The 22,768-nt window shown below is 37.8% G+C and carries 20 protein-coding genes; 13 read left to right on the top strand and 7 right to left on the bottom strand.

All coding sequences use genetic code 11. The features are described from left to right. Positions 1-258: 258 nt before the first annotated feature. From PVV70_RS01860 to PVV70_RS01850, 3 genes are all read right to left on the bottom strand, one after another. Complete coding sequence (locus PVV70_RS01860; RefSeq protein WP_273757713.1) at positions 259-1,032, bottom strand: alpha/beta fold hydrolase; 774 nt, start codon at positions 1,030-1,032, stop codon at positions 259-261. Beyond that, positions 1,029-1,541 carry a DUF192 domain-containing protein gene (locus PVV70_RS01855; protein ID WP_273757712.1) on the bottom strand — a complete coding sequence of 171 codons (513 nt, stop codon included), beginning with the start codon at positions 1,539-1,541 and terminating at the stop codon, positions 1,029-1,031. The genes PVV70_RS01860 and PVV70_RS01855 overlap by 4 nt, the downstream gene beginning before the upstream one ends. A gap of 251 nt (positions 1,542-1,792) precedes the next feature. Beyond that, on the bottom strand, positions 1,793-2,368 hold the full coding sequence (locus PVV70_RS01850) for a cold-shock protein (RefSeq protein WP_273757711.1): 576 nt from the start codon (positions 2,366-2,368) through the stop codon (positions 1,793-1,795). Positions 2,369-2,695: 327 nt separating this feature from the next. Here PVV70_RS01850 and PVV70_RS01845 point away from each other — a divergent pair, with 327 nt between their 5' ends. From PVV70_RS01845 to PVV70_RS01825, 5 genes are all read left to right on the top strand, one after another. Next, positions 2,696-3,829, top strand: coding sequence for an ABC transporter substrate-binding protein (locus tag PVV70_RS01845; RefSeq protein WP_273757710.1), 1,134 nt, complete (start codon positions 2,696-2,698; stop codon positions 3,827-3,829). A gap of 119 nt (positions 3,830-3,948) precedes the next feature. Then, positions 3,949-5,025, top strand: a complete 1,077-nt coding sequence (locus PVV70_RS01840; protein ID WP_273757709.1) for a branched-chain amino acid ABC transporter permease — start codon at positions 3,949-3,951, stop codon at positions 5,023-5,025. Then, positions 5,025-6,083: a branched-chain amino acid ABC transporter permease gene (locus PVV70_RS01835; RefSeq protein ID WP_273757708.1), complete on the top strand. Its 1,059-nt coding sequence runs from the start codon at positions 5,025-5,027 to the stop codon at positions 6,081-6,083. The genes PVV70_RS01840 and PVV70_RS01835 overlap by 1 nt, the downstream gene beginning before the upstream one ends. After that, the gene (locus PVV70_RS01830; RefSeq protein WP_273718429.1) at positions 6,080-6,862 is read left to right on the top strand and encodes an ABC transporter ATP-binding protein; all 783 of its coding nucleotides are present in this window, start codon (positions 6,080-6,082) and stop codon (positions 6,860-6,862) included. Before PVV70_RS01835 ends, PVV70_RS01830 begins: the two co-directional genes overlap by 4 nt. Beyond that, the gene (locus PVV70_RS01825; protein ID WP_273757707.1) at positions 6,849-7,559 is read left to right on the top strand and encodes an ABC transporter ATP-binding protein; all 711 of its coding nucleotides are present in this window, start codon (positions 6,849-6,851) and stop codon (positions 7,557-7,559) included. The genes PVV70_RS01830 and PVV70_RS01825 overlap by 14 nt, the downstream gene beginning before the upstream one ends. 96 nt (positions 7,560-7,655) lie before the next feature. Here the strand turns inward: PVV70_RS01825 and gatA are convergent, their stop codons facing one another. Then, positions 7,656-9,140 (bottom strand): Asp-tRNA(Asn)/Glu-tRNA(Gln) amidotransferase subunit GatA, encoded by a 1,485-nt coding sequence (gatA, locus tag PVV70_RS01820; protein WP_273757706.1) that lies wholly within the window; start codon positions 9,138-9,140, stop codon positions 7,656-7,658. Between the two features lie 31 nt (positions 9,141-9,171). After that, positions 9,172-9,459, bottom strand: coding sequence for an Asp-tRNA(Asn)/Glu-tRNA(Gln) amidotransferase subunit GatC (gene gatC / locus PVV70_RS01815; protein WP_273757705.1), 288 nt, complete (start codon positions 9,457-9,459; stop codon positions 9,172-9,174). Positions 9,460-9,605: 146 nt separating this feature from the next. Here gatC and ruvX point away from each other — a divergent pair, with 146 nt between their 5' ends. Beyond that, positions 9,606-10,085 (top strand): Holliday junction resolvase RuvX, encoded by a 480-nt coding sequence (gene ruvX / locus PVV70_RS01810; protein WP_273757704.1) that lies wholly within the window; start codon positions 9,606-9,608, stop codon positions 10,083-10,085. Here the strand turns inward: ruvX and PVV70_RS01805 are convergent. Then, a complete protein-coding gene (locus tag PVV70_RS01805; RefSeq protein ID WP_273757703.1) occupies positions 10,070-11,689 on the bottom strand; it encodes an acyl-CoA dehydrogenase family protein in 1,620 nt (539 codons plus the stop codon). The genes ruvX and PVV70_RS01805 overlap by 16 nt on opposite strands. Before the next feature lie 126 nt (positions 11,690-11,815). On the opposite strand from PVV70_RS01805, the gene PVV70_RS01800 reads away from it, so the two are divergent. Genes PVV70_RS01800 through dprA form a run of 4 tightly spaced genes read left to right on the top strand, consistent with a single transcriptional unit; the run spans position 11,816 to position 15,913 of the window. Then, positions 11,816-12,781, top strand: a complete 966-nt coding sequence (locus PVV70_RS01800; protein WP_273757702.1) for an aspartate carbamoyltransferase catalytic subunit — start codon at positions 11,816-11,818, stop codon at positions 12,779-12,781. Beyond that, on the top strand, positions 12,778-14,079 hold the full coding sequence (locus PVV70_RS01795; RefSeq protein ID WP_273757701.1) for a dihydroorotase: 1,302 nt from the start codon (positions 12,778-12,780) through the stop codon (positions 14,077-14,079). Before PVV70_RS01800 ends, PVV70_RS01795 begins: the two co-directional genes overlap by 4 nt. A gap of 12 nt (positions 14,080-14,091) precedes the next feature. Beyond that, positions 14,092-14,724: a glycerol-3-phosphate 1-O-acyltransferase PlsY gene (gene plsY / locus PVV70_RS01790; RefSeq protein WP_273757700.1), complete on the top strand. Its 633-nt coding sequence runs from the start codon at positions 14,092-14,094 to the stop codon at positions 14,722-14,724. After that, positions 14,699-15,913 carry a DNA-processing protein DprA gene (dprA, locus tag PVV70_RS01785; RefSeq protein ID WP_273757699.1) on the top strand — a complete coding sequence of 405 codons (1,215 nt, stop codon included), beginning with the start codon at positions 14,699-14,701 and terminating at the stop codon, positions 15,911-15,913. Before plsY ends, dprA begins: the two co-directional genes overlap by 26 nt. Here the strand turns inward: dprA and PVV70_RS01780 are convergent. Continuing rightward, complete coding sequence (locus tag PVV70_RS01780; protein ID WP_005773510.1) at positions 15,843-16,049, bottom strand: hypothetical protein; 207 nt, start codon at positions 16,047-16,049, stop codon at positions 15,843-15,845. The two genes, dprA and PVV70_RS01780, sit on opposite strands and share 71 nt — an antisense overlap. Before the next feature lie 266 nt (positions 16,050-16,315). On the opposite strand from PVV70_RS01780, the gene topA reads away from it, so the two are divergent. The 3 genes from topA to PVV70_RS01765 all read left to right on the top strand — a co-directional run bounded on the left by topA (position 16,316) and on the right by PVV70_RS01765 (position 22,691). Further along, complete coding sequence (gene topA, locus PVV70_RS01775) at positions 16,316-18,889, top strand: type I DNA topoisomerase (protein ID WP_273757698.1); 2,574 nt, start codon at positions 16,316-16,318, stop codon at positions 18,887-18,889. A gap of 3 nt (positions 18,890-18,892) precedes the next feature. Next, positions 18,893-21,163, top strand: coding sequence for a ribonuclease R (gene rnr / locus PVV70_RS01770; protein ID WP_273757697.1), 2,271 nt, complete (start codon positions 18,893-18,895; stop codon positions 21,161-21,163). Between the two features lie 358 nt (positions 21,164-21,521). Next, positions 21,522-22,691: an MFS transporter gene (locus tag PVV70_RS01765; RefSeq protein WP_273757696.1), complete on the top strand. Its 1,170-nt coding sequence runs from the start codon at positions 21,522-21,524 to the stop codon at positions 22,689-22,691. Positions 22,692-22,768 lie beyond the last annotated feature (77 nt).

Here is a 22,768-nt window from a genome sequence, read left to right as displayed (position 1 = left end):
TAAAACTACATTTTTAACAAAAAAATATTATTACATTACCCAAAAATAATTCTTTTCAACGAATTTTAAATATATTTATCTAACCTTAAAATAATTACATAGTTTAAGAAGTATACAAAATAAATGAATAAGAGTTTATTTTTCTGCCTATTTTTTATAAAAACTTACGTCAAAATAGAAAAGTTTTTAAATAAGCTTTTCAGTTTATACGCGAAAACATTAGGTATTTTTATAAATGCTAAGATCTATCAAAAATTTTTATTTTATAGGATAACGAGAAAGAAAATTGATAACACCTTTTTTATAAACTTTATCACCTACAGCAAGCATATGATCTCGACTAGGGATTGATAAAGCTTCGCCACAAGGCAATAAAGCTGCTAATGGCTCTGCAGCACCGCCAATCTCATCTAATGAACCAACGGCAACAAGTGCAGGTTGTTTGATTTTATAAATTTCGGACGCCGTTAATTCCTGTTTTGATGTGATAATACAAGCAGCCAGAGCACGTCTATCACTTTTTGTTTGATCAGCAAATTTACGGAACATTAAACCACGTGTATTAGTGATGGTAGAGGGATCTTCGGCTAGAAGGGCCTCAGCAACAGGTTCCCAATTTCCTGCTCCCGTTACCATACCAATACCTAAACCACCAAAAATAACACTGTTCACATATGTTGGATGTAAAAGAGCCATAAAAGCACTAATACGAGCTCCCATAGAATATCCCATAACATGAGCTTTAGATAATTCTAAATGCTGTAAGAGTTTGACCGCATCGCCAGCCATAGCTTGAGGTGTATAAAAGCTAGGATCATAACTTTTAACTGAATCCCCATGGCCCCGATTATCAAGAGCAATAACACGATACCCTGCTTCAGTGAGAATACGAAACCAACCCGTCGCATACCAATTCACCCGAGCAGAAGATCCAAAACCATGAATCAACAAAATAGGTGCGCCCTGCCCTTCTTCTCGATAAGCAAATCGCAAACCATCATATTCAAAAAAACAAACGTCCTCAGCTGTCATTTTTTATCACATTTTCCACAAATAACAGGATGAATAATACGTTGCCCTTTTTGTATCTGTTTTTCAGAAACTTCACCAGCGCTAATCTCAAGTGCAAAAGCTGCAGGAACACCTGATGAAATGGTCTTTTTTGAAAATGGAGAAGTGTTTTCAATAATCGATACAATAATCCCTTCAGAGTTTAAAAAAATCATATCTAAGGGCAAAGGTGTATTGGCCATCCACATAAAAAACTTCTGTTCCTCTTCCGATTGATAACTCTTTTGCTGCTTAAAAAGCATTGCACGATCGCGTGGAAAATCAGTCCGATACATTAAACCAGCTGCTGCTTGAGAGGGAGTAAAAGCAATCTCTACCTTATAAGAAATCGTACCTTGGTTTGTGTGTATTTCTAAAGGAATCGGATGAACAGGAATCTTCATAGGCTCCTTCGCGACAATAACAGGCATTTCTAACATAAAAAGTATCGCCAATAAAACAATATACCCTTTTTTAAAAGGCTTTAACATTCTTGTCTCCACCACAGAAAAATTTTAATTTTGTTCTAAAATAAAAAATATCAGAGTTTAAAAGCAAAAAAACAAGAGAGCTCTTCCCTTATTTTCTTTATTTTATTCAATAGAATACGCACATTTTTTTTATTTAGTTCATAGATTCACGAGAGGCATAACAAAGACTCCCTCTAGTTATTTATGCAATAACCACCCTTAAAAAATGCAAAAAATACAGATATCACTCGTAAAGTTCAATGCGCAGAGATTTAGTGTGTTGCAAAAGGAAACCCTATATCTGGATAAATTTCTGCTGTCATTAAGCCTTTTTCTCCTTTACCAAACCGGACAAGAACAACTTGTCCTGAACGAAGCTCTGCTAAACCAAAACGGCGCAACGTTTCCATATGAATAAAAATATCTTCTGTTCCCTGCCCACGGCTAAGAAAACCAAAACCTTTGTCACGATTGAACCATTTAACAATTGCACGTTCTAGTCCACTTTCTGGAGTAACAACAACATGAGTACGAGCTGGAACTTCTGATGGATGAACCGCTGAAGAACAATCGATAGATTTCACCTGAACGCACTTTAATCCTCGTTCCGTCTTTTCCACTGCACAAATAATTTTAGCACCCTCCAAAGCTGTTTGAAAGCCATCCCTTCGCATGACTGTAACATGCAATAATATATCGGGGAAATGAGGTAAATCAGGTACAATAAACCCATATCCCTTACTTCCATCAAACCACTTAATGACACCACTGATTTCGATAATCTCCCCATAAGCACCTATACTATCCTCAGATAGGGAACAATCCTTTAATGCATCCTTACTCGTCATAATAAAGTGATCCTGTAGCTTATAAATTGCACGATATTGATTCTCTAGGTTTAAGTAAACATTGCTCTTGTATCAACACGCAAGTCCCAAGATAAGATTTCCCCATATTGTCGTCTCTCTTACATGTTAATATCAACATGAAATTTATAAAAAATATTTATAAAACTATTTGATTGTACGCTTTACATATCTTACAAAGAGTGCGCTAGAAAAAAGGTCATATAAAAGTTTTTTTACATAATGATGTTTTCATTAATGTGTAACTTGCATGATGAAGAAGTTCAATATAAGGTGCAAAAACGACAATTCAATTAAGGAAAGTGCGCAATGCAATTGAAGAAAATCCTTACGACAATCACCGCTTTCATGGCACTTACAGCAAATGTTTATGCGAGTGAACCTATCAAAATTGGTGTTTATCTTCCGTTAAGTGGTCAAAATGCTTTTGGAGGTCAGCTTGAAATTCGAGGTATCGAATTAGCCCATAAACAAGTTCCAGAAATTTTGGGACGTAAAGTAGAACTCGTTATTATTGATAACAAGTCTGATAAAGTGGAAGCGGCTAATGCTGTTATGCGTTTAACAGCAAGTGAAAAGGTAAGTGGAATCATTGGTAGCTATGGTTCTTCACTCTCACTAGCAGGTGGTGAAATATCTGAAAAGGCAAAGACTCCGACCATTGCAACTTCTTCAACGAGTCCCCTTGTTACACAAGGTAAAAAATATTATTTCCGCGCTTGTTTTATTGATTCCTATCAAGGCATAGGAATCGCGACTTATGTAAGCCAGATTTTACATGCAAAAAAGGCAGCTATTCTCAAAGATATTTCAAGCGATTATGCCATTGGTCTTGCAAGTTATTTTGCACGTGCTTTCAAAAAATTAGGGGGTGAAGTTATCTCAAATTTAAATTATAATTCAGGAGATCAGGATTTTTCAGCTGTTCTCACACAAATTATCGCGCAAAAACCTGATATCTTATTCATTCCATCTTACTTTTCTGAAGGTGCAATCATCATGAAACAAGCGCGTGAATTAGGGGCGAAGTTTCAGATTATGGGTGGAGATGCAATGGATAATCCAGAAACCATTACGATTGCAGGAAGTGCTGCAGAAGGTTTCTTACATACAACACTTCCCTATAGTGAGGATATGCCAAATATGTCAGTTGCTGCCCAAAAATTTACAGAAGAATGGAAAAAATCTTATCCTGACAAAGAGCCAAATATCAATTCAGTTTTGGGATATACAAGTTATATGATGTTCATGAAGGCTATTGAAAATGCTGGTAGCGCTGATCGTGAAAAAATCACGATTGCACTGAGCAAATTAAAAGACTTTCAAACGCCTTTTGGTGATATGTCAATGGATGAAAATCACAACCCTACGATTCCGATTGGTATCATTAAAATACAGGATGGAAAACGTGTTTATTTAGAAGAAGTTAAACCTGCTTTTTAATTTAAAGTTGTACTTATTGAAATTGGAACGCAAGAATTGGTTGAGAAGGTTTTTCTCAACCAAGAGCTGAGGGATTTCTTATTATCCTATGTAAATTAACAAATGTGGAAGGATGAGAGATGAGCACTGAAATGTTCATCCAGTATTTTTTTAATGCACTGGCATTGGGGTCTCTTTATGGACTTATCGCAATTGGTTACACCATGGTTTACGGTATATTGAGACTGATTAACTTTGCTCACGGTGATATTTTTATGCTGGGGGCTTATTTTGTTTTCTTTTCCACAATTAGCTTTATGCCGGCTTGGGCAGCATTTCTTCTTTTATTTCTTGCTGCTCTTATTTACTATTCAGTCTTTATAGGATTTAAAAGGCGTCCTCCAACTTACTGGATTGCTGTCTTTTTAATTCTTGCGTTAGGATGTGTTTATTATTTTAAAATTTCCCCACAAAATTTTACACCAATCTGGGTTTTAGCTCTTTGTTTTTCCATTTTTATTACAAGTGCAGTGGGAATTATTGTTGATCAATTTGCCTATAGACCTTTACGCCATGCACCGCGTATTTCGGCACTTATCGGTGCAATCGGTGTTTCTTTTTTTATTGAAAATCTTGCTACTGTACTCTTTAGTGGTGTTCCCAAAGGTGTAAAACAACCAGATTTTCTGGTAACACCATTTTTATGGCACCTAGGATCAGAAGCAGAAGCTATCATTAGAATTGCTCCCATGTCATTGATTGTTCCCATTGTATCATTGATTCTTATTGTTTTACTGTTATGGATTATCCATAAAACAAAACCTGGTCTTGCTATGCGTGCAATCTCTCATGATATTGAAACAACGCGTTTGATGGGGGTTTCTGTCAATAAAGTCATTGCATTTACATTTGGGATAGGCTCGGCGCTTGCCGCTATAGCTGGCATTATGTGGTCTTTACGTTATCCTCAAATTCAGCCTTATATGGGCGTTCTCCCGGGTCTTAAAGCCTTTATTGCTGCTGTTATTGGAGGTATTGGTTCAATACCAGGAGCAATGTTGGGAGGATTGTTATTAGGGTTTATTGAAATTATGATTATCGCATTTTTTCCCGCGCTATCTGGATATCGTGATGCCTTCGCTTTCATTTTATTGATTCTGATTTTATTGGTATTGCCCACGGGATTAATGGGTAAAAAAAATCAGGAGAAAATCTAATGGCAAAGTCAGCGACAACTTTTTTATCGTGTGTCAGTATTTTAGTTCTTATAGGTTTTTTATTTTATGCGGACAGCCATTTTAATGACTATACGCTTCGTATCATCAATCTGATTGCTATTAATGCTATATTGGCAATTTCGCTTAATTTGATTTATGGTTTCACAGGTATGTTTTCTCTTGGACATGCCGGCTTTATGGCTATTGGTGCTTACGTCTGCGCAATTTTACTTCTTTCTCCTGAACAAAAAGAGATGATGTGGATTTTGGAGCCTATCGCTGAACCATTGTATTATCTGCAGTTACCTTTTTTTGTCGCTGTTGTTGTAAGCGGTTTGTGTGCTGCTGTTATTGGTTTATTGATTGCTTTGCCAATATTGCGTCTTGGTGGCGATTATCTTGGAATTGCAACATTGGGATTTGCGGAAATTATTCGCATCATCATTACGAACGCAACATCACTCACAAACGGCTCTTTGGGAATCAAAGGAATACCTCAAAATGCAACATTATGGTGGAACTATGGTTGGTTAGCATTTACAGTTCTCTTTATTGTCCTCTTACTGCGAAGCAATACTGGTAACGTATTACGTGCTATTCGTGATGATGAAATCGCTGCGAAGACTATGGGAATTAACGCTTTTTTCTATCGTAGCTTTTCTTTTACTGTTGGAGCATTTTTTGCAGGTATAGGTGGCGCCTTAATGGCTGCTCTTATTTCAACCATTGATCCGAAAATGTTTAATTTTTTGCTCACTTTTAATATTTTGATGATCGTTGTTGCTGGTGGTCTTGGTTCAATTACAGGAAGCATTATTGGGAGCATTATTATTACAGTCATGCTTGAATGGCTTCGTATTATTGAAAGTCCTTTTGACTTAGGTTTTATACATATTCCAGAAACACCAGGACTTCGCATGGTTGTTTTTTCTCTTTTATTGCTGGTAATTATTTTATTTTGGAGAAAAGGGTTGATGGGACAACGTGAATTCTCATGGAATGGAATTTATAGCTTTTTGACACGCAAAAAGCTTTCTAATACTGAGGGAAAGCTATGAACGACGCCATCCTTTCACTCAATGATATTGTAATGCGTTTTGGCGGATTAGTGGCTGTCAATAAAGTTAATATGGCCATTAAACGAGGGAGTATTACTGGGTTAATTGGTCCCAATGGTGCTGGAAAAACAACAGTTTTCAATATGATTTCTGGGTTTTATGCCCCTACAAGCGGCACCATTCTTTTTGATGAACAAAAAATTTCTGGAGAACCTCCTTATATTATCTGTAGGCGTCATATTGCCAGGACATTTCAAAATATTCGCCTTTTCTCAGGATTAACGGTTTTGCAGAATGTTATGGTGGGGGCGCATGTTCGACAAAAATATCCTTGGTTTTCTTCAGCTCTCTTTTTTTCAAAAGCAATGAAAGAAAAAAAGGAAGTTTATAAAAATTCCATGGAACTTCTTGAACGGTTACAACTTGATCATCTTGCCAATCAATTGGCAACAGCTTTACCTTATGGTGTGCAACGACGTTTAGAAATTGCACGCGCGTTAGCCACAAAGCCTAAATTGCTTCTTCTTGATGAACCTGTCGCTGGCATGAATCCACAAGAAAGTGAAGATCTTAGAAAATTCATAGCAAAAGTGCAAAAAGACTTCGATCTTACAATTCTTCTTATTGAGCACGATATGAAAGTGGTTATGGGGCTTTGTCAACATATTTTGGTTATGGAACATGGCTGTTGCATTGCCAATGGCACACCAGATGAAATTCGTAATAACCCTAAAGTTATTGAAGCTTATCTTGGCGGAGATGTTTATGGATATTCTTAAAATAAAAAATCTTCACGTTCATTATGGCGCCATTAAAGCTGTACAAAATCTTTCTATGTCCATAAAAAAAGGAAGTATTGTTACTTTAATTGGAGCCAATGGTGCAGGAAAAAGCAGTATTGTACGTTCTATTACAGGACTTAATCGCTCTGTTTATGGAGAAATTACCTATAATGGCGAATCAATTGTTAAAAAATCACCAGAAGAGATTTTGCGATTAGGGATTGCTCTTAGTCCTGAAGGGCGGCGTATTATGCCCCATCTCACTGTTTTAGAAAATCTCCATTTAGGCGCTTATATCCGTCATGATAAACAGGGAATTTCTCGTGATATTGAATGGATATTTGATCTTTTCCCGCGCCTGCGTGAAAGATCAAAACAATTGGGAGGAACAATGTCAGGTGGGGAACAACAAATGGTTGCTGTAGGGCGCGCCCTCATGAGCAATCCTGATATGGTCATCTTAGATGAGCCCTCGTTGGGGTTAGCCCCCCTTCTTGTTCGGGAGATTTTCTCGATTATTCGCAAAATTAATGATATGGGAAAAACTGTTCTTCTTATTGAACAAAATGCATTTGCTGCACTTTCTATCGCTGATTATGCTTATATTTTAGAAGTAGGACATATTTTATTTCACGGTGAAGGCAAAGCTATGCTTTCTGATCCGCGTGTTAAAGAAGCCTATCTTGGTGGATAAGGGCGAGAAATTAAGAAAATATAAAGCTATTTCTCCTCCTTTTAAGAAGGCATTTTTCAGCATTGATGAGAAATGCCTTCTTGTGAAATTTGATGATTATATCCACCATTTTTCTGCACAGAATATTCCTGCGGCTTGTTCAATAATGTATGCTATTTGAAAAATAATTTCTTCAGCAAAAGGTTTACCAATCAGTTGCAATCCTAGAGGTAAACCATTTGATGACAAACCGGCAGGAACAGAAATTCCTGGTAAACCAGCCATATTAATTGGTACCGTAAAAATATCATTCAGATACATTGCGACAGCATCATTTTTTATTTTTTCATCAGCAATACCAAAAGCAGATGTTGGTGTTGCTGGTGTAAGAATAGCATCAATGCCTGAATCAAAACATTGATCAAAGTCACGTTTTACGAGTGTTCTTACTTTTTGAGCTCTTAGATAACAGGCATCATAATAACCTGATGAAAGAACATAAGTCCCAACCAAAATACGACGCTTGACTTCATCACCAAAACCAACAGAACGCGTATTTTCATACATCTCAATGATATCTTTTCCAGGCACACGCAAACCGAAACGGACACCATCATAACGCGCTAAATTAGAAGAAGCTTCTGCAGGCGCTATAATATAATAAGAAGGTAGAGCATATTTTGTATGAGGCAAAGAAATATCGTGTATTTCAGCGCCTGCATCTTTTAACCAATTTATACCCTTTTGCCAAAGTTCAATAATTTCAGAAGACATTCCATCCAGATAATATTCTTTTGGAATACCAATTTTAATTCCTTTAATTGATTGACCAAGATAACTTTCATAATCAGGAACTGGTAAATTCATGGAAGTAGAATCTTTTTCATCAAAAGAGGCCATTGATCTGAGTAAGATAGCACAGTCACGAACATCCCTAGCAATAGGTCCAGCTTGATCAAGAGATGAAGCAAACGCGACAACGCCCCATCGTGAACAACGTCCATAAGTTGGCTTTATTCCTACAGTCCCCGTAAAAGCTGCTGGTTGACGTATTGAGCCACCTGTATCTGTTGCTGTTGCACCCGCACAAATTTGTGCGGCAACAGCGGCAGACGATCCACCCGAAGAACCACCAGGAACAAGTTTTTCATTCGAGCCTTTTTTTCTCCATGGACTAATAACGGGACCATAATACGATGTCTCGTTAGAGGAACCCATAGCAAACTCATCCATATTAAGTTTTCCTAGCATTACGGCACCATCTTGCCATAAATTAGCAGTAACAGTTGATTCATAATGGGGTTTAAAACCGTCGAGGATATTTGAACAAGCTTGAGTATGAACACCACGGGTTGCAAAAAGATCTTTAACTCCTAAGGGAATTCCTTCTAAAAGCCCCCCCTCTCCTCTCGCCAAGCGGTCCTCCGATTCAACAGCCATTTTTCTTGCTTGTTCTGCTGTTATTGTTACATAAGCATTCAAAGTTGGATTAGCCAATTCTATGGCTTTTAAATAGGCTTCCGTTAGTTCCGTTGCTTTGAGCTTTTTCTTTACGAGAGCATCACGAGCTTGTGCAATTGTGAGGGTTGTTAAATCAGTCATATTGGTTCTCAAATTTCAAAAATATAAAAAGTTACTCAACAATTTTTGAGACAAGAAAAAAATTTTCTTCTGTAACAGGGGCATTGGCGACAATATCTGCTGCTTTATTGCCATCTGTAACACGATCTTCACGCATTCGTAGAGTCATCGGTATCAGAGATGTTAATGGTTCAACTTCACTGACATCAACTTCATTCAATTGCTCTACAAAACCTAAAACAGCATTAAATTTTTTTGTCATAGGTTCCACCTCATCATCGTGGATGGCAATCCGCGCTAAACGTGCAACCCGCTTAACGGTTTCTTGATCAACAGACATACTCTTTACGCCTTTCTGTTTTCTTTTATTTATTAATCTTTATTCTGGCTATACAAGGCTGCGCTTACAAGCGCAAGGATATTAGATAACATGAATAAAGAATATAATTATAGATCTGAAACATTAAAAAACGTATTATAATTCTTATGACTGTTATTAATATCAATGAAGTTATGACACATCTTTTGCCTGGACAAACAATAGCAGGCTTAGATTTAGGGACAAAAACGATTGGAATTGCGATTTCTGATATGGGGCTAATTATTTCAAATCCGCGTCCTGTTCTCCAGCGGAAAAAATTTACAGAAGATGCTCACACACTGATTAAAATTTTTGATCATGAAAATGTGGGCGTTGTTATCATTGGCTTACCCCTTAACATGAATGGAAGCAGTGGCTCTCGTGTTCAAGCAACTAAAGCTTTTGTAAGTAATATGAAAGCGTATACAGAAATTCCATTTATTTTTTGGGATGAACGCTTATCAACCATTGCCGCAGAACGTTCTCTTTTAGAAATGAATGTATCGCGCACTAAAAGAGCAAGCAGAATTGATTCGGCAGCAGCTGCTTTTATATTGCAAGGTGCTCTCGATAGAATTCAAAACTTTCATCATATGGAAGGATAGAGAACATTAAGCAAATGCCCTGCATTATAGCGCGCAATGAGCATCCCGTAAGAAGATCTCCATTGTCCTCCAAGTCGGCTTTCCATATAGGCATTTGCAACATGTTCTATATCCGTAGAACGTAATGACGCAGCAGCTGCTGCATAGGCTACTTGTTCAACAAAAAACCTTCCTGCACCTTCATTTGCAGCGGCCATATCACCGGCAGACTTAATAATTTCAATGGCGCGTGGTCCTGCTGGTCCAATATCAAGAGCAATTTTTTCCAACAATTTCTGAAACAATCCCGGTGCCTTTTCAGCAATAAGAATGGCATCCTTTACCAATTGATTAGCAGAACTATTTCTCACAATTCGCGCAGGCCCATTATGCAACATTTGTGATAATGGATTATTTTCTATAAAGCTTTCAATACCAAGTTGTGCAATAATTTCACCAATAATAGGCATAACCAACTGACTGACGTGATAAGCAATAATAGGTGTCATAATGCGCGCGAAAGCGGCTTCAGAACGGTCATTTGCTGCATTGTCAAAGGCTCGCGCTAAACGCAAAACCAATGCTTGTGAAGCAGCAATATCTAATGCAATATCTGCAAAAATACGTTCTGTCAGTGGTGGTAAAGGCTGATTTGGCATTTTTTTCCGGAAAAAATCTATACCAAATTGAAGGGCAGCGCGCAAAACACCTGCCGATATGACAGATTGATCAAAACGCATCATCGTCTCGATATCTTTAATAACTTTAAGACCTTCTCCAGCATTTCCCAAAAGCCAGCCATAACTGCCTTGAAAATCAACAACCCCCTCTGGTGTTAAAAGTTCTCCAGAACGCTGAATTAAATGACGAATCGATATCAGTCCATTTAATGCACCATTTTCCTGTATACGTGGAACAAAAAAGCAACTTAAATGACCATTTAAATCTGCACTAACAAGGTATCCATCAGCTGTAGGATTAATAACATTGGTTTTTACGACATTTAAGCGATACAGATCGCGTTCCATATTTTCATCGAAAGAAATTTTCTTAACACTTGGAAAATTGAAAGCGTATTGTTCAATATCATCAAAGGCACACGTCAGAGAAGCAGATTTTTTATGATGAATAGGCTTTGATGAAGAATCATATTGGCGTGACAAAAGGACATTTTGCCATTTTTTGAAGAGCTCACTATCACTAATTAAGACAGCAATCGCTGCACTCGTTATAATAACCTCATTCAAATGCCCTGTTTCTAAACCAGCAGATAAAGCCAAACGAATCGCACGTGCTTGATAACGTACTCCATTTTCTGAAGAAGTATTTTCCCAAAGCGAGGTCACCAACCCCGCTTGTCTAGAATATTGTTGAAGGTCTTGATAGGAAGAATGTATTTCTAATTTTTCTACCTGCTGTCCCCATTCATCGTTATAACACAATAAAGGCTTATAACGATTCGCTGAGCAAGAAAGCTTCCATGCTTCTCGACTCGCGGCAAAATCCCCTATTTCTTCAAAGCTTGCTAGTAAAAACTTAGGCAAAGTAGAAGCCATACGAAACATAAGCGTATCGCTAAGAAATGTATTTTTTCGACGAGCATTTTGCGCAGAGACAGCACTCATAGGTCTATTCCTATATTCAAATCATTCATATCATAGACTATTTGTCTTTTTAGAGTTAAGAAACATTTATCATATTCAAACAAATGCTTGTTTAATCCGTTTTAAAGAGAGATAAAGAAGAATGCTATGATTCAAGATAATTTTTTTTCACTTTTCCCTCATCAACATCTTTTAGCGATTAAAGATCTGAGCGTCCAAGACCTTAATACATTGCTTGATCGTGCAGAAGCAAACGTTATCCTTTCTAACAAAATTGATAAAACAAAGTCTATTTTGTACGGACGGACTCAAATTAATCTCTTTTTTGAAGCCTCTACGCGAACACAATCTTCTTTTGAATTAGCAGGCAAAAGGTTGGGAGCAGATGTGATGAGTGTCGCGATCGGCAACTCATCTGTAAAAAAAGGAGAAACGTTACTTGATACAGCTGCAACGCTTAATGCGATGAAGCCAGATATACTGGTTTTTCGCCATAGCAGTGCAGGAGCAGCAGCTTTATTAGCACAAAAAGTGGATTGTTGTGTCATTAATGCCGGTGATGGTGCCCATGAACATCCAACTCAAGCTTTATTAGATGCTCTCACCATTAAAAGAGCAAAAGGTCGTATTGAAGGATTAACGGTTGCCATTTGCGGAGATATCTTGCACTCACGTGTTGCACGTTCTAATATCCTTAGTCTTAATGCTTTGGGTGCTCGTGTTCGTGCTGTTGCCCCTTCAACACTCTTACCCACCGAAATTAATCATATGAGTGTTGAGGTTTTTCACACCATGAAAGAAGGCCTGAAAGATGCTGATGTTATCATGATGTTACGCTTACAGCATGAACGGATGACTGGTTCTTTTATTCCTTCTACGCGTGAATATTTTCATTATTTTGGCTTACATAAAGAAAATTTAGCCTATGCCAAGAACAATTGCATTATTTTGCATCCTGGGCCCATAAACCGTGGTGTGGAAATTGCATCCGATATAGCCGATGGATCACAAAGTATGATTCATACACAAGTAGCAATGGGAATTGCAGTGCGTATGGCTGTCATGGAAGCTTTGTTAGATTCACGCTTGAAGATCAATGGAGAAAAAAAATGATAAAACCAATTGTTTTTCAACAGGCTCGTATTATTGATCCTTCACGCGCAATTGATGAAATTGGTACAGTTATTGTTGAAAATGGACGGATTATAGCCGCTGGAAAAGAAGCACTGAATCAGGGAAATCCTGAAGGAGCAGAAGTTATTAACGCACAAAACAAAGCAATTCTCCCTGGACTTGTTGATGCGCGTGTTTTTGTTGGAGAACCAGGAAATGAAAATCGTGAAACAATTGCATCTGCAAGTCAAGCAGCCGCAGCCGGTGGTATTACTTCCTTTCTTATGATGCCAGACACGCGTCCAGTTATTGATAACGTCGCTCTCGTTCAATTTATTAAGCGCACAGCAGGAGAAATGTCATCGGTCAATATTTATCCCGTTGCGGCAATCACACAAGGTTTCAACGGACAAGAAATAACCGAATTTGGTTTGCTCAAGGATGCAGGAGTCGTTGCTTTTAGTGAAGGGAAAAAAACACTTCAAAATTCATCTGTTATGCGACGTGCAATGACTTATGCACGCGATTTTGATGTCCCATTGATCCACGAAACGCAAGATAAAGATCTTACAGGACAAGGCGTAATGAATGAAGGACTGCTTGCCAGTTGGCTTGGTCTTTCTGGCATCCCCCGCGAAGCAGAAGTTATCCCACTTGAAAGAGATCTGCGCTTAGCGGCATTAACGCAAACACGCTATCATGCCGCTCAGATTTCGACAGCGCTCTCTGTTGATGCCCTTCGCTTGAGCAAACAACGCGGTGAGAAAATTTCAGCCGGTGTATCGATTAATCATTTATCTCTCAATGAAAATGACATTGGCCAATATCAAACTTCTTTCCGCCTCATGCCCCCATTGCGTACAGAAGAAGACCGGATAGCACTGATTGAAGCAATAAGAGATGGGACGATAGATATCATTGTTTCTTCCCATGACCCTCAGAGTATCGACACAAAACATTTACCATTCAATGATGCAGCAGCTGGTGCTATTGGTATGGAGACCTTATTGAGTGCAACTTTGCGTCTTTATCATGATGAGAGCCTATCTCTTCTCCGGATAACTGAACTTTTGTCAACAACGCCTGCAAAGCTCTTTGGACTCAATGCAGGAACACTCAAAAAGGGTGCTTATGCAGACCTTATTATGGTTGATCTTGAAGAACCATGGGTTGTTTCGACAGAGAAGTTCCATTCACGTTCAAAAAACACCCCTTTTGAAAATGCACGTTTTCAAGGACGTGTACTCCAAACCTTTGTAAAAGGGAAATCCGTTTTTAAACTTGACCAACAAACGTAATGAGATTTTTGAATGAATGAAGCAGAAATATTTTTTCAGTCCACTCCATGGTTTATTTTCCTCGTATCTTATCTCATTGGCTCGATTCCATTTGGTCTTCTGTTTACGAGATTAGCTAAACTTGGCGATATAAGAACAATTGGTTCCGGCAATATTGGAGCAACAAATGTTTTACGAACAGGAAATAAAAAAGTTGCTGCTCTAACACTTCTTTGTGATATGTTAAAAGGAGCTATCGTTGTTTTCGTTATAAAGTTTTTTAGTGATCCGCTCGACAATAGTATCCTTGTTTCTCTAGCGGGTTTTTTCGCTTTCTTAGGACATCTTTTTCCCGTATGGCTTAAATTTAAAGGTGGCAAAGGTGTTGCGACCTATCTAGGAGTTTGCTTAGGAATCTATTGGCCTGCAGCAATTATTTTTATTATTGTATGGAGTGCGATTTTTCTCCTCACGCGTTATTCTTCATTATCTGCGCTTATTGCCGTTACAGTCACGCCGATATTTGTTTTTTATTTTTCCGATTCTTATTTCTGTTGTATGCTGATCGCGATGAGCCTATTTGTGTTCATAAAACATTCTGCGAATATCAGTAGATTATTAAGTGGGGAAGAAAGTAAGATTGGTACGCACAACAGAGATAAATAAAGGAATCCTGCTTACTGATCGTCAACGTCTAAGCTGGTTACGGTTATTGCGCAGTGAAAATATTGGAGCTGTTAGTTTTCGAAGTCTCATTGATCATTATAAAACAGCAGAAAATGCTTTAGCAGCGCTGCCAGAGCTTATTAGAAAAGGGGGTGGTTCTGCATCTATTAAAATAGCAAGCTTAGAAGATACAGAAAAAGAAATACAAGAAGCTGAAAGATTAGGTGTTCGGTTTATCGGTATGGGAGAACCAGATTATCCAGCTTTTCTGAAAGTTACAGAAGCCCCTCCGCCACTTATTGCTATCAAAGGGAATGTTTCAATTTTTCAAAAAACTTCGATTGGAATTATAGGCTCTCGAAATGCTTCAGCTGCTGGAAAAAAGCTTACAGTTCAATTTGCGCATTTTCTCGGAGAAGCAGACTTTGTAACAATTTCTGGGCTTGCTCGTGGAATTGATAGCATTGCGCATCAAGCAAGCTTAAAAACAGGAACTGTTGCAGTCATGGCTGGGGGAATTGATCATATTTATCCTCCTGAAAATAAAAAGTTGCATGAAGATATCATCGCCAATGGTGGAGCCATCATCAGCGAAATGCCCATCTCTTGGAAGCCGCGTGCTATCGATTTTCCAAGAAGAAACCGTATTATTGCAGCTCTATCACTTGGTCTGTTGGTTGTGGAGGCAGCCCTGCGTTCAGGGTCCTTAATTACCGCACGCCAAGCAGCTGAAATGGGACGGTTGATTTTTGCCATCCCCGGTTCTCCACTTGATCCAAGGTCTGTTGGTACAAACAATCTCATCAAGGACGGCGCTCTCCTCACCACACATCCTTCTGACATCATCGAAACACTTACACCATTAATTTCACCGCTTCCAAATTCCCAACTCAATTTTTTTGAGGAACCATCCTCTTTACAACTTGAAAAGGAGAATTTTAATTCAGCAGACGAAAAAAAAACTTATCCCTCTTTAACAGATGATGATGCAGCACGCGCAGCAGTTCTCTGTGCTCTTTCAACAACGCCAATCGACATAGATACACTCAGTACCCACGCAGGTGTTCCACTTCCAGCTCTCTACCTCTTATTGGTAGAACTTGAGCTTGCTGGAAAGCTTATTCGACACTCTGGTGGTTGTGTGTCATTGTCGAATCTTGATCTTCCCCAAGAGCCTCAGCACTATTAATAATACTTTGCCCTTCTTTGGCAACCATATCCAAAAGCAATGCTAAAAGCGGACTATGCGCCTGACGCGCCATCTGATTCATTTGCTTTGACATGTCTGTAATATATTGGATAACTTTCAAATGATTTATAAACATAATCCTCTATCCTTGAGCATTTCCCCTCCTACCTCTCAATAGACGTTATCTTAGTATTTCGCCGTACGTTTTTGTAATAACAGTGGAAAATAAATCGTGTAATTCTATATAGGGTGCACTTTAATAATAACAATCACAAGTTGTACAATATTCATGTTTTTTATATGGCTAATATTTTTTTTATGTGTTCTTAAGCAATTGCTATTAGCTATTCGCGTGAAAGGCGTTTATAAAAAAAATCTTTATTTCAATATTCGGGTAAAATTATGAATATCGTTATCGTTGAATCTCCAGCAAAAGCAAAAACAATTAATAAATATCTTGGGTCTCAATACAAAGTTGTCGCATCATTTGGACATGTTCGTGATTTGCCTGCAAAAGATGGCTCAGTTTTACCGGATCAAGATTTTTCGATGAAATGGGATATAGATTCTGCTGCTGCTAAACGTTTAAATGAAATAGCAAAAGCCGTTAAAGAAGCTGATAGCCTTATCTTAGCAACAGACCCTGATCGTGAAGGGGAAGCTATTTCATGGCATATTCTGGATGTTCTTCATCAAAAAAAAGTTTTAAAAGATAAACCTATTAAAAGAGTTGTCTTTAATGCCATTACCAAAAAATCTGTGCTTGATGCTATGAACAATCCACGTGATATCGATACATCACTTGTCGAAGCTTATCTTGCACGTCGTGCTCTCGATTATCTCGTTGGTTTTACACTTTCACCTGTTTTATGGCGTAAACTCCCTGGTGCACGTTCAGCTGGGCGCGTTCAATCGGTTGCTTTACGGATTATTTGTGATCGTGAATCAGAAATAGAACATTTTGTCAAAGAAGATTATTGGTCCATTACAACACAGTTAAAAACCATTCGAAATGATCATTTCCAAGCAAGATTGACAATGTTTAATCAAAGGAAAATTGGCAAACTTGATATTCAATCTCAAGAACAAGCAGATCAAATTCGCCTTATATTGGAGAAGGCCCAATATCACACACTCAGTGTTGAAGCAAAACCTACAAAAAGAAATCCTTTTCCTCCTTTTACAACCTCTACACTACAACAAGCGGCTTCTTCAAAATTAGGCTTTTCAGCTTCTCGCACGATGCAAATTGCCCAAAAGCTTTATGAAGGAATTGAAATTAACGGTGAAATGGCGGGACTTATTACTTATATGCGTACCGATGGTGTGCAAATAGCGCCAGAAGCCATTGATGCAGCAAGAAAGGTAATTCATGAATCTTTTGGAAAGGACTATGTTCCTGAAAAACCGCGTTTTTATTCAACAAAGGCAAAAAATGCGCAAGAAGCACACGAAGCAATCCGTCCAACAGATTTTCAAAGATCCCCCGACCAAGTCCGCAATTTTCTCGACAGTGATCAGGCAAAGCTCTATGAGCTGATATGGAAGCGCGCTATTGCCAGCCAAATGCGTTCTGCTGAAATTGAACGTACAACTGTTGAAATTGAGGCTCAACAAGGAGACAACCGTGCAAATCTTCGTGCAACAGGATCTGTGGTTCGTTTTGACGGGTTTATTTCCGTCTATACGGATCAACGAGACGAAGAAAATAATGAAGAAAATGAATCAACACGTTTACCACAAATAAACACGGGTGAAGCACTTACAAAAGAAAAGGTTGAATCTGTACAACATACCACAGAGCCCCCTTCCCGTTATTCTGAAGCCTCCTTAATTAAAAAGCTTGAAGAATTAGGAATTGGTCGTCCTTCAACTTATGCCTCCACATTGGCAACATTGTGTGATCGTGGGTATATTTTCATTGATAAGCGCAAACTTATTCCTGATGCTAGGGGACGTATTGTTACAGCCTTTCTTGAAAATTTCTTTAATCGCTATGTAGAATATGGTTTTACAGCAGATCTTGAAGAAAAGCTGGATCTTATCTCTGATGGCAAACTTTCTTGGAAAGACGTATTACGCGATTTTTGGGATGGATTTAATGCATCTATTAGCAATATCCAAGAACTCCGTATCGCCAATGTTCTTGATGTTTTAAATGTGACATTAGCACCTCTCGCCTTTCCTGAACGCGAAGACGGAAGTGATGTGCGTTCCTGCCCTCTGTGTAAAAATGGTCAGTTATCATTAAAACTCGGTCGTTATGGTGCGTTTGTTGGCTGTTCCAATTATCCTGAATGTAAATACACACGCCAACTTGGTACAGATACAGAAGAAGAGAATGAAGCTGTGCGCAATGACGAACCTGTTATGCTTGGTCTTGATCCTGAAACCGGAAAAGATATCTCTCTTCGCAATGGCCGTTTTGGTCCCTATATTCAATTGGGTGAAAGCAAAGAAGTTAAGCGTGCAGGACTACCAAAAGAATGGCAGGCAGAAAATATAACCCTTGAAAAAGCCTTGGCTTTACTATCTCTTCCCCGTGAAATTGGTGTCCATCCTGAAACTGGAAAAATAATCACGGCGACAATTGGACGATATGGTCCCTACCTTAGCCATAATGGAAAATCTGCGCGCCTTCTTCATGCAGATGAAGTTTTTGATATTGGTATCAATCGCGCTGTTACAGTATTGGCAGAACAACAAGAAAATAAAACAAAGCAAAGCAGAACAACATCTGCAGCATTGGCAACATTAGGAGAGCATCCAGAAGGAGGAACTGTCACCGTGCGCAATGGACGTTATGGTCCTTATGCCAATTGGGGTAAAGTTAATGCAACATTGCCAAAAGATAAAGATCCCATTAGTGTAACACTTTCAGAGGCATTAGAACTTATATCGGCTAAAGCATCGCGTAAAAAGACAACGTCAAAAAGAGCTTCTTCCAAAACAAAAGCAAAAACAAAAGAGACATAAAATTTGGCTAAAGGTGAAAAAAACGTAAAATTCCTCTCCTCAGTCAGGGGAGAAAGATTGCCCAATAGGGAAGAAATTCTTTCCTTTATCAATGAAAACCCTGATCGATTAAGTAAACGAGAAATAGCTAAAGCTTTTAATTTAAAAGGCGATTCTCATATCTGGCTTAAAGATATATTACGTGCATTAAAGGATCAAAATCTTATATCTAAACAGCGCAAAAGAGGAATAAACAAAGGAAAATTACCCCCTGTTGCTTTAGTAAAAATTAGCGGTCGTGATAAAGATGGTGATTTTATTGCACAACCTCTTGAATGGGAAGATACTTCAAAGCCCAATATTGAAATACACTCTTTTCATCACATAAAGGGAGGAAGCATTGGCGTTGGAGATCATGTTCTTGTAAAAGTTTTTCGAAATAAAAATTCTCAAAATCCCTCTTATAGAGGGCGAATTATTCGTAAAATTGATGTATCCCCAAAGAGCACATTTGGTATTGTACGCAAGTTGGAAAATAATCAATGGCGTCTTGAGCCTATAGACCGAAAAACCAATGAGCTCATCGTTGAAATGTCTCCAGAAATGAAGATTAAAACGGGTGATCTCGTCGAAGTTGAAATAAAAAAAAATACTGGTTATGGACTGAAAAGTGCGCAAATAAAAAATGTTTTAGGGCATATTAAGAGTGAGAAAACGCTCTCAATGATTGCTCTTCTCTCAAAAGGAATTCCTTATATTTTTCCTGAAAGCGTTCTTGAGCAAGTTAAACATATCAAAGCTGCCAATATGGATAATCGCGAAGATTGGCGACAATTGCCATTTATTACGATTGATCCACCAGATGCAAAAGACCATGATGATGCAGTCTATGCAAGCAAGGATGAAGACCCTACAAATAATGGTGGTTGGATTATTATTGTGGCCATTGCGGATGTTTCTTATTATATCAAAACAGGAAGTGCTTTAGATAAAGAAGCATTAAAACGCGGAAATTCTATTTATTTTCCCGATACCGTTGTACCAATGCTGCCTGAACCCCTTTCTCATGATTTGTGTTCTCTGCATGAAGGAAAAGAAAGACCAGCTTTAGCCGTTCGTATGATTTTTGATGCAAACGGTAATAAACAAAAACATAGTTTTCATCGTATTATGATGCGTGTAAGAGCTAAACTCTCCTATCAAGAAGTACAATTGGCAAAAAAAGGACATATCCATAAAAAAATCGCTCCCCTGCTTGAGAATATCTTGCACCCTTTATGGGAAGCTTATACATGCCTTGAAGCAGCGCGAGATCGTCGACAACCACTAGAATTAGAAATAGCAGAAAAAAAAATTATTCTTGATCAAAATGGATGCATCCAAGATGTTGTGAGTGAAGAACATTTAGAAGCTCATCGTTTGATTGAAGAGTTTATGATACAAGCCAATATTGCTGCTTCTGAAACATTAAAAAAACATCATCAGCCCCTCATCTATCGTATTCATGACAAACCCTCTCTTGCCAAACAAGAAATATTGCGGAATTTCCTTCGAAGTTTAGGGATATCCCTCTCCAAAAGTGCAGAATTAACTTCAGCACGCCTTAATAGAATTTTAGAAAAGGTTGCTCATACCGAACAAAAAGAACTAGTCAATCAAGTTATTTTGCGTTCACAATCACAAGCAGAATACAATCCTAAAAATAGTGGCCATTTTGGTTTGAATTTGCAGAACTATACACATTTTACATCACCAATTCGTCGTTATGCTGATCTCATTATTCATCGAGCACTCATTAAAGCTCTTAAACTAGGAAATGATCAATTAACGGATACACAAGAACAGAATCTTGCAGAAATTGCTACGCAAATTTCTTTATATGAGCGTCGTGCAATGATGGCTGAAAGAGAAACGATTGATCGGCTTGTTGCTCACTATTTAACGAATAAAATCGGCCGTGTTTTTACAGGCCGCATTTCTGGAGTCACAAAAGCAGGCCTTTTTATCTCACTTGATAAACTCAATACAGATGGTTTTGTCCATATTTCTACACTTAAAAATGATTACTATCATTTTGATGAAGCGCAACATATTCTTGTAGGACAACATAGCCATAAAGGCTATCAGCTCAGTGATATTGTAGAAGTAAAACTTATAACTGTACAACCTTTTGCTGGTTCTTTAGGCTTTGAACTCTTAACAGAGCCTCGTCCAATCAAATTTTCATCGACATCCTACCATAAAAACAAATTAAAACAACAAAAGCGCCGTTTTTATGGAAAAAGAAAATATTAGTTAAAAATAAAAAAATATTCTTTAAATTTTTATTATCGTCTTTTTTTATTTTAAATGATAAAAAGTTTTATTGAAAATAATTTAAGCTTTTTATCTCCTCTTCAATGGTTAATAATAAATAAACTCATAATGCTTTAAACTAAGAAACTGTCTATAATATTGAGTATCTATATTATTTTATGTATACAATATGCTTTCTTTAACATATAAGAGCATATATTTTAATTTGTATTGAAAGTATTGCAGATTTTTTATACTCAATGAAGTGAGTAAATCTGCAAAAGTTGATTTGATCTTTCTTTCATTTCAGCTCACCTTTTCGTTGTTTGGATAAACAAAAGTACCTTAAGCCATTTTCATGAAAAAAAATTTTGACTTTCAAAATAATTCTTTACATGCAATTATTGCCGCTATTGCAACCATTGGTATTGTTGGAACAGCATTAGTAATGGGAACACAACTTGTCTCTCTTCTCATGGCAGAAAAAGGACTTTCCAACAGTACGATCGGCTATAGTGGAACAGTTGGTGGAATCGCCACAATTATTGCCGCTATTTTTACGTCTCGAATTGCTTTATGTTTAGGCATCGCTCAAACAATATTGCTTATGATGGCGATAGGATCTTTAAGTTTTTTAGGATTCTATTTTTTTGAATTCATATGGGTTTGGTTCATTTTAAAGTTTATATTACATTTTACTATGACAGTTATGTTTATCCTATCAGAGTTTTGGATCAACAGTTATGCTCCCCCCAAAAAACGCGGTTTGATCCTGTCTATTTATGCTATTGTCTTAGGATTAGGGTTTGTGATAGGTCTAACACTGCTAGCAAAAGTAGGAACACAAGGATTTATTCCTTTTGCTGTTGGCTGTAGCCTTATTATACTTGCTACTATACCAATTCTTGCAGCTTGGAAATTAAGTCCAGAATTTCAAAAAAATCAATATACGCCATTTTTTCGTTATCTTTTTCACGTTCCAAGCGCGATGATGGCGGCCCTTGTTTATGGAGCCATTCAAATGGGCACATTAACGCTTATAATTCCCTTTAGTTTATCCATTGGTTATAATGAGAATGAAGCAGCACACTTTATGGCAACCCTTGCACTCGGGAATATTTTCCTCTTAATTCCTATCAGCATGTTAAGCGACTATGCCAAAGATCGACGCTATCCGCTGATAGGTTGTGCTATATTAGGTTTTGTGGGAACTTTTATAGTACCATGGATTATTCAATATCCATGGATTCTGATGTTTGATCTATTTATTCTAGGTGGTGTATCAGCGAGCCTTTATACAATTGGTCTTGCACATCTAGGAGCACGTCTTAGGGGGCAAGAACTTGCTGCTGCTAATTCTGCTTTTATTTTTTGCTATGGAATTGGTATGCTCATAGGACCGACCTTTATCGGAAAATCCATGGATATCTTTGATCTCTTTGGTTTTTCAATAGCCATGGCTGTTTTTTTTGGTTTATATGTCATTTTGGTCTTTGTCCAACTTATGAAAAAATTAATCAGCTCTTGACTTTTTTGAGAACATCCGTACTGTTGCCGGAAAATTTGATGATGTCGGAAATAAGTTCTGACAGCGATAATATTTTT

It is taken from the genome of Bartonella sp. AU55XJBT (assembly GCF_028618525.1).
Note: the sequence above shows the minus strand (reverse complement) of the source record. Positions and strands in the feature narration are given on the sequence as shown.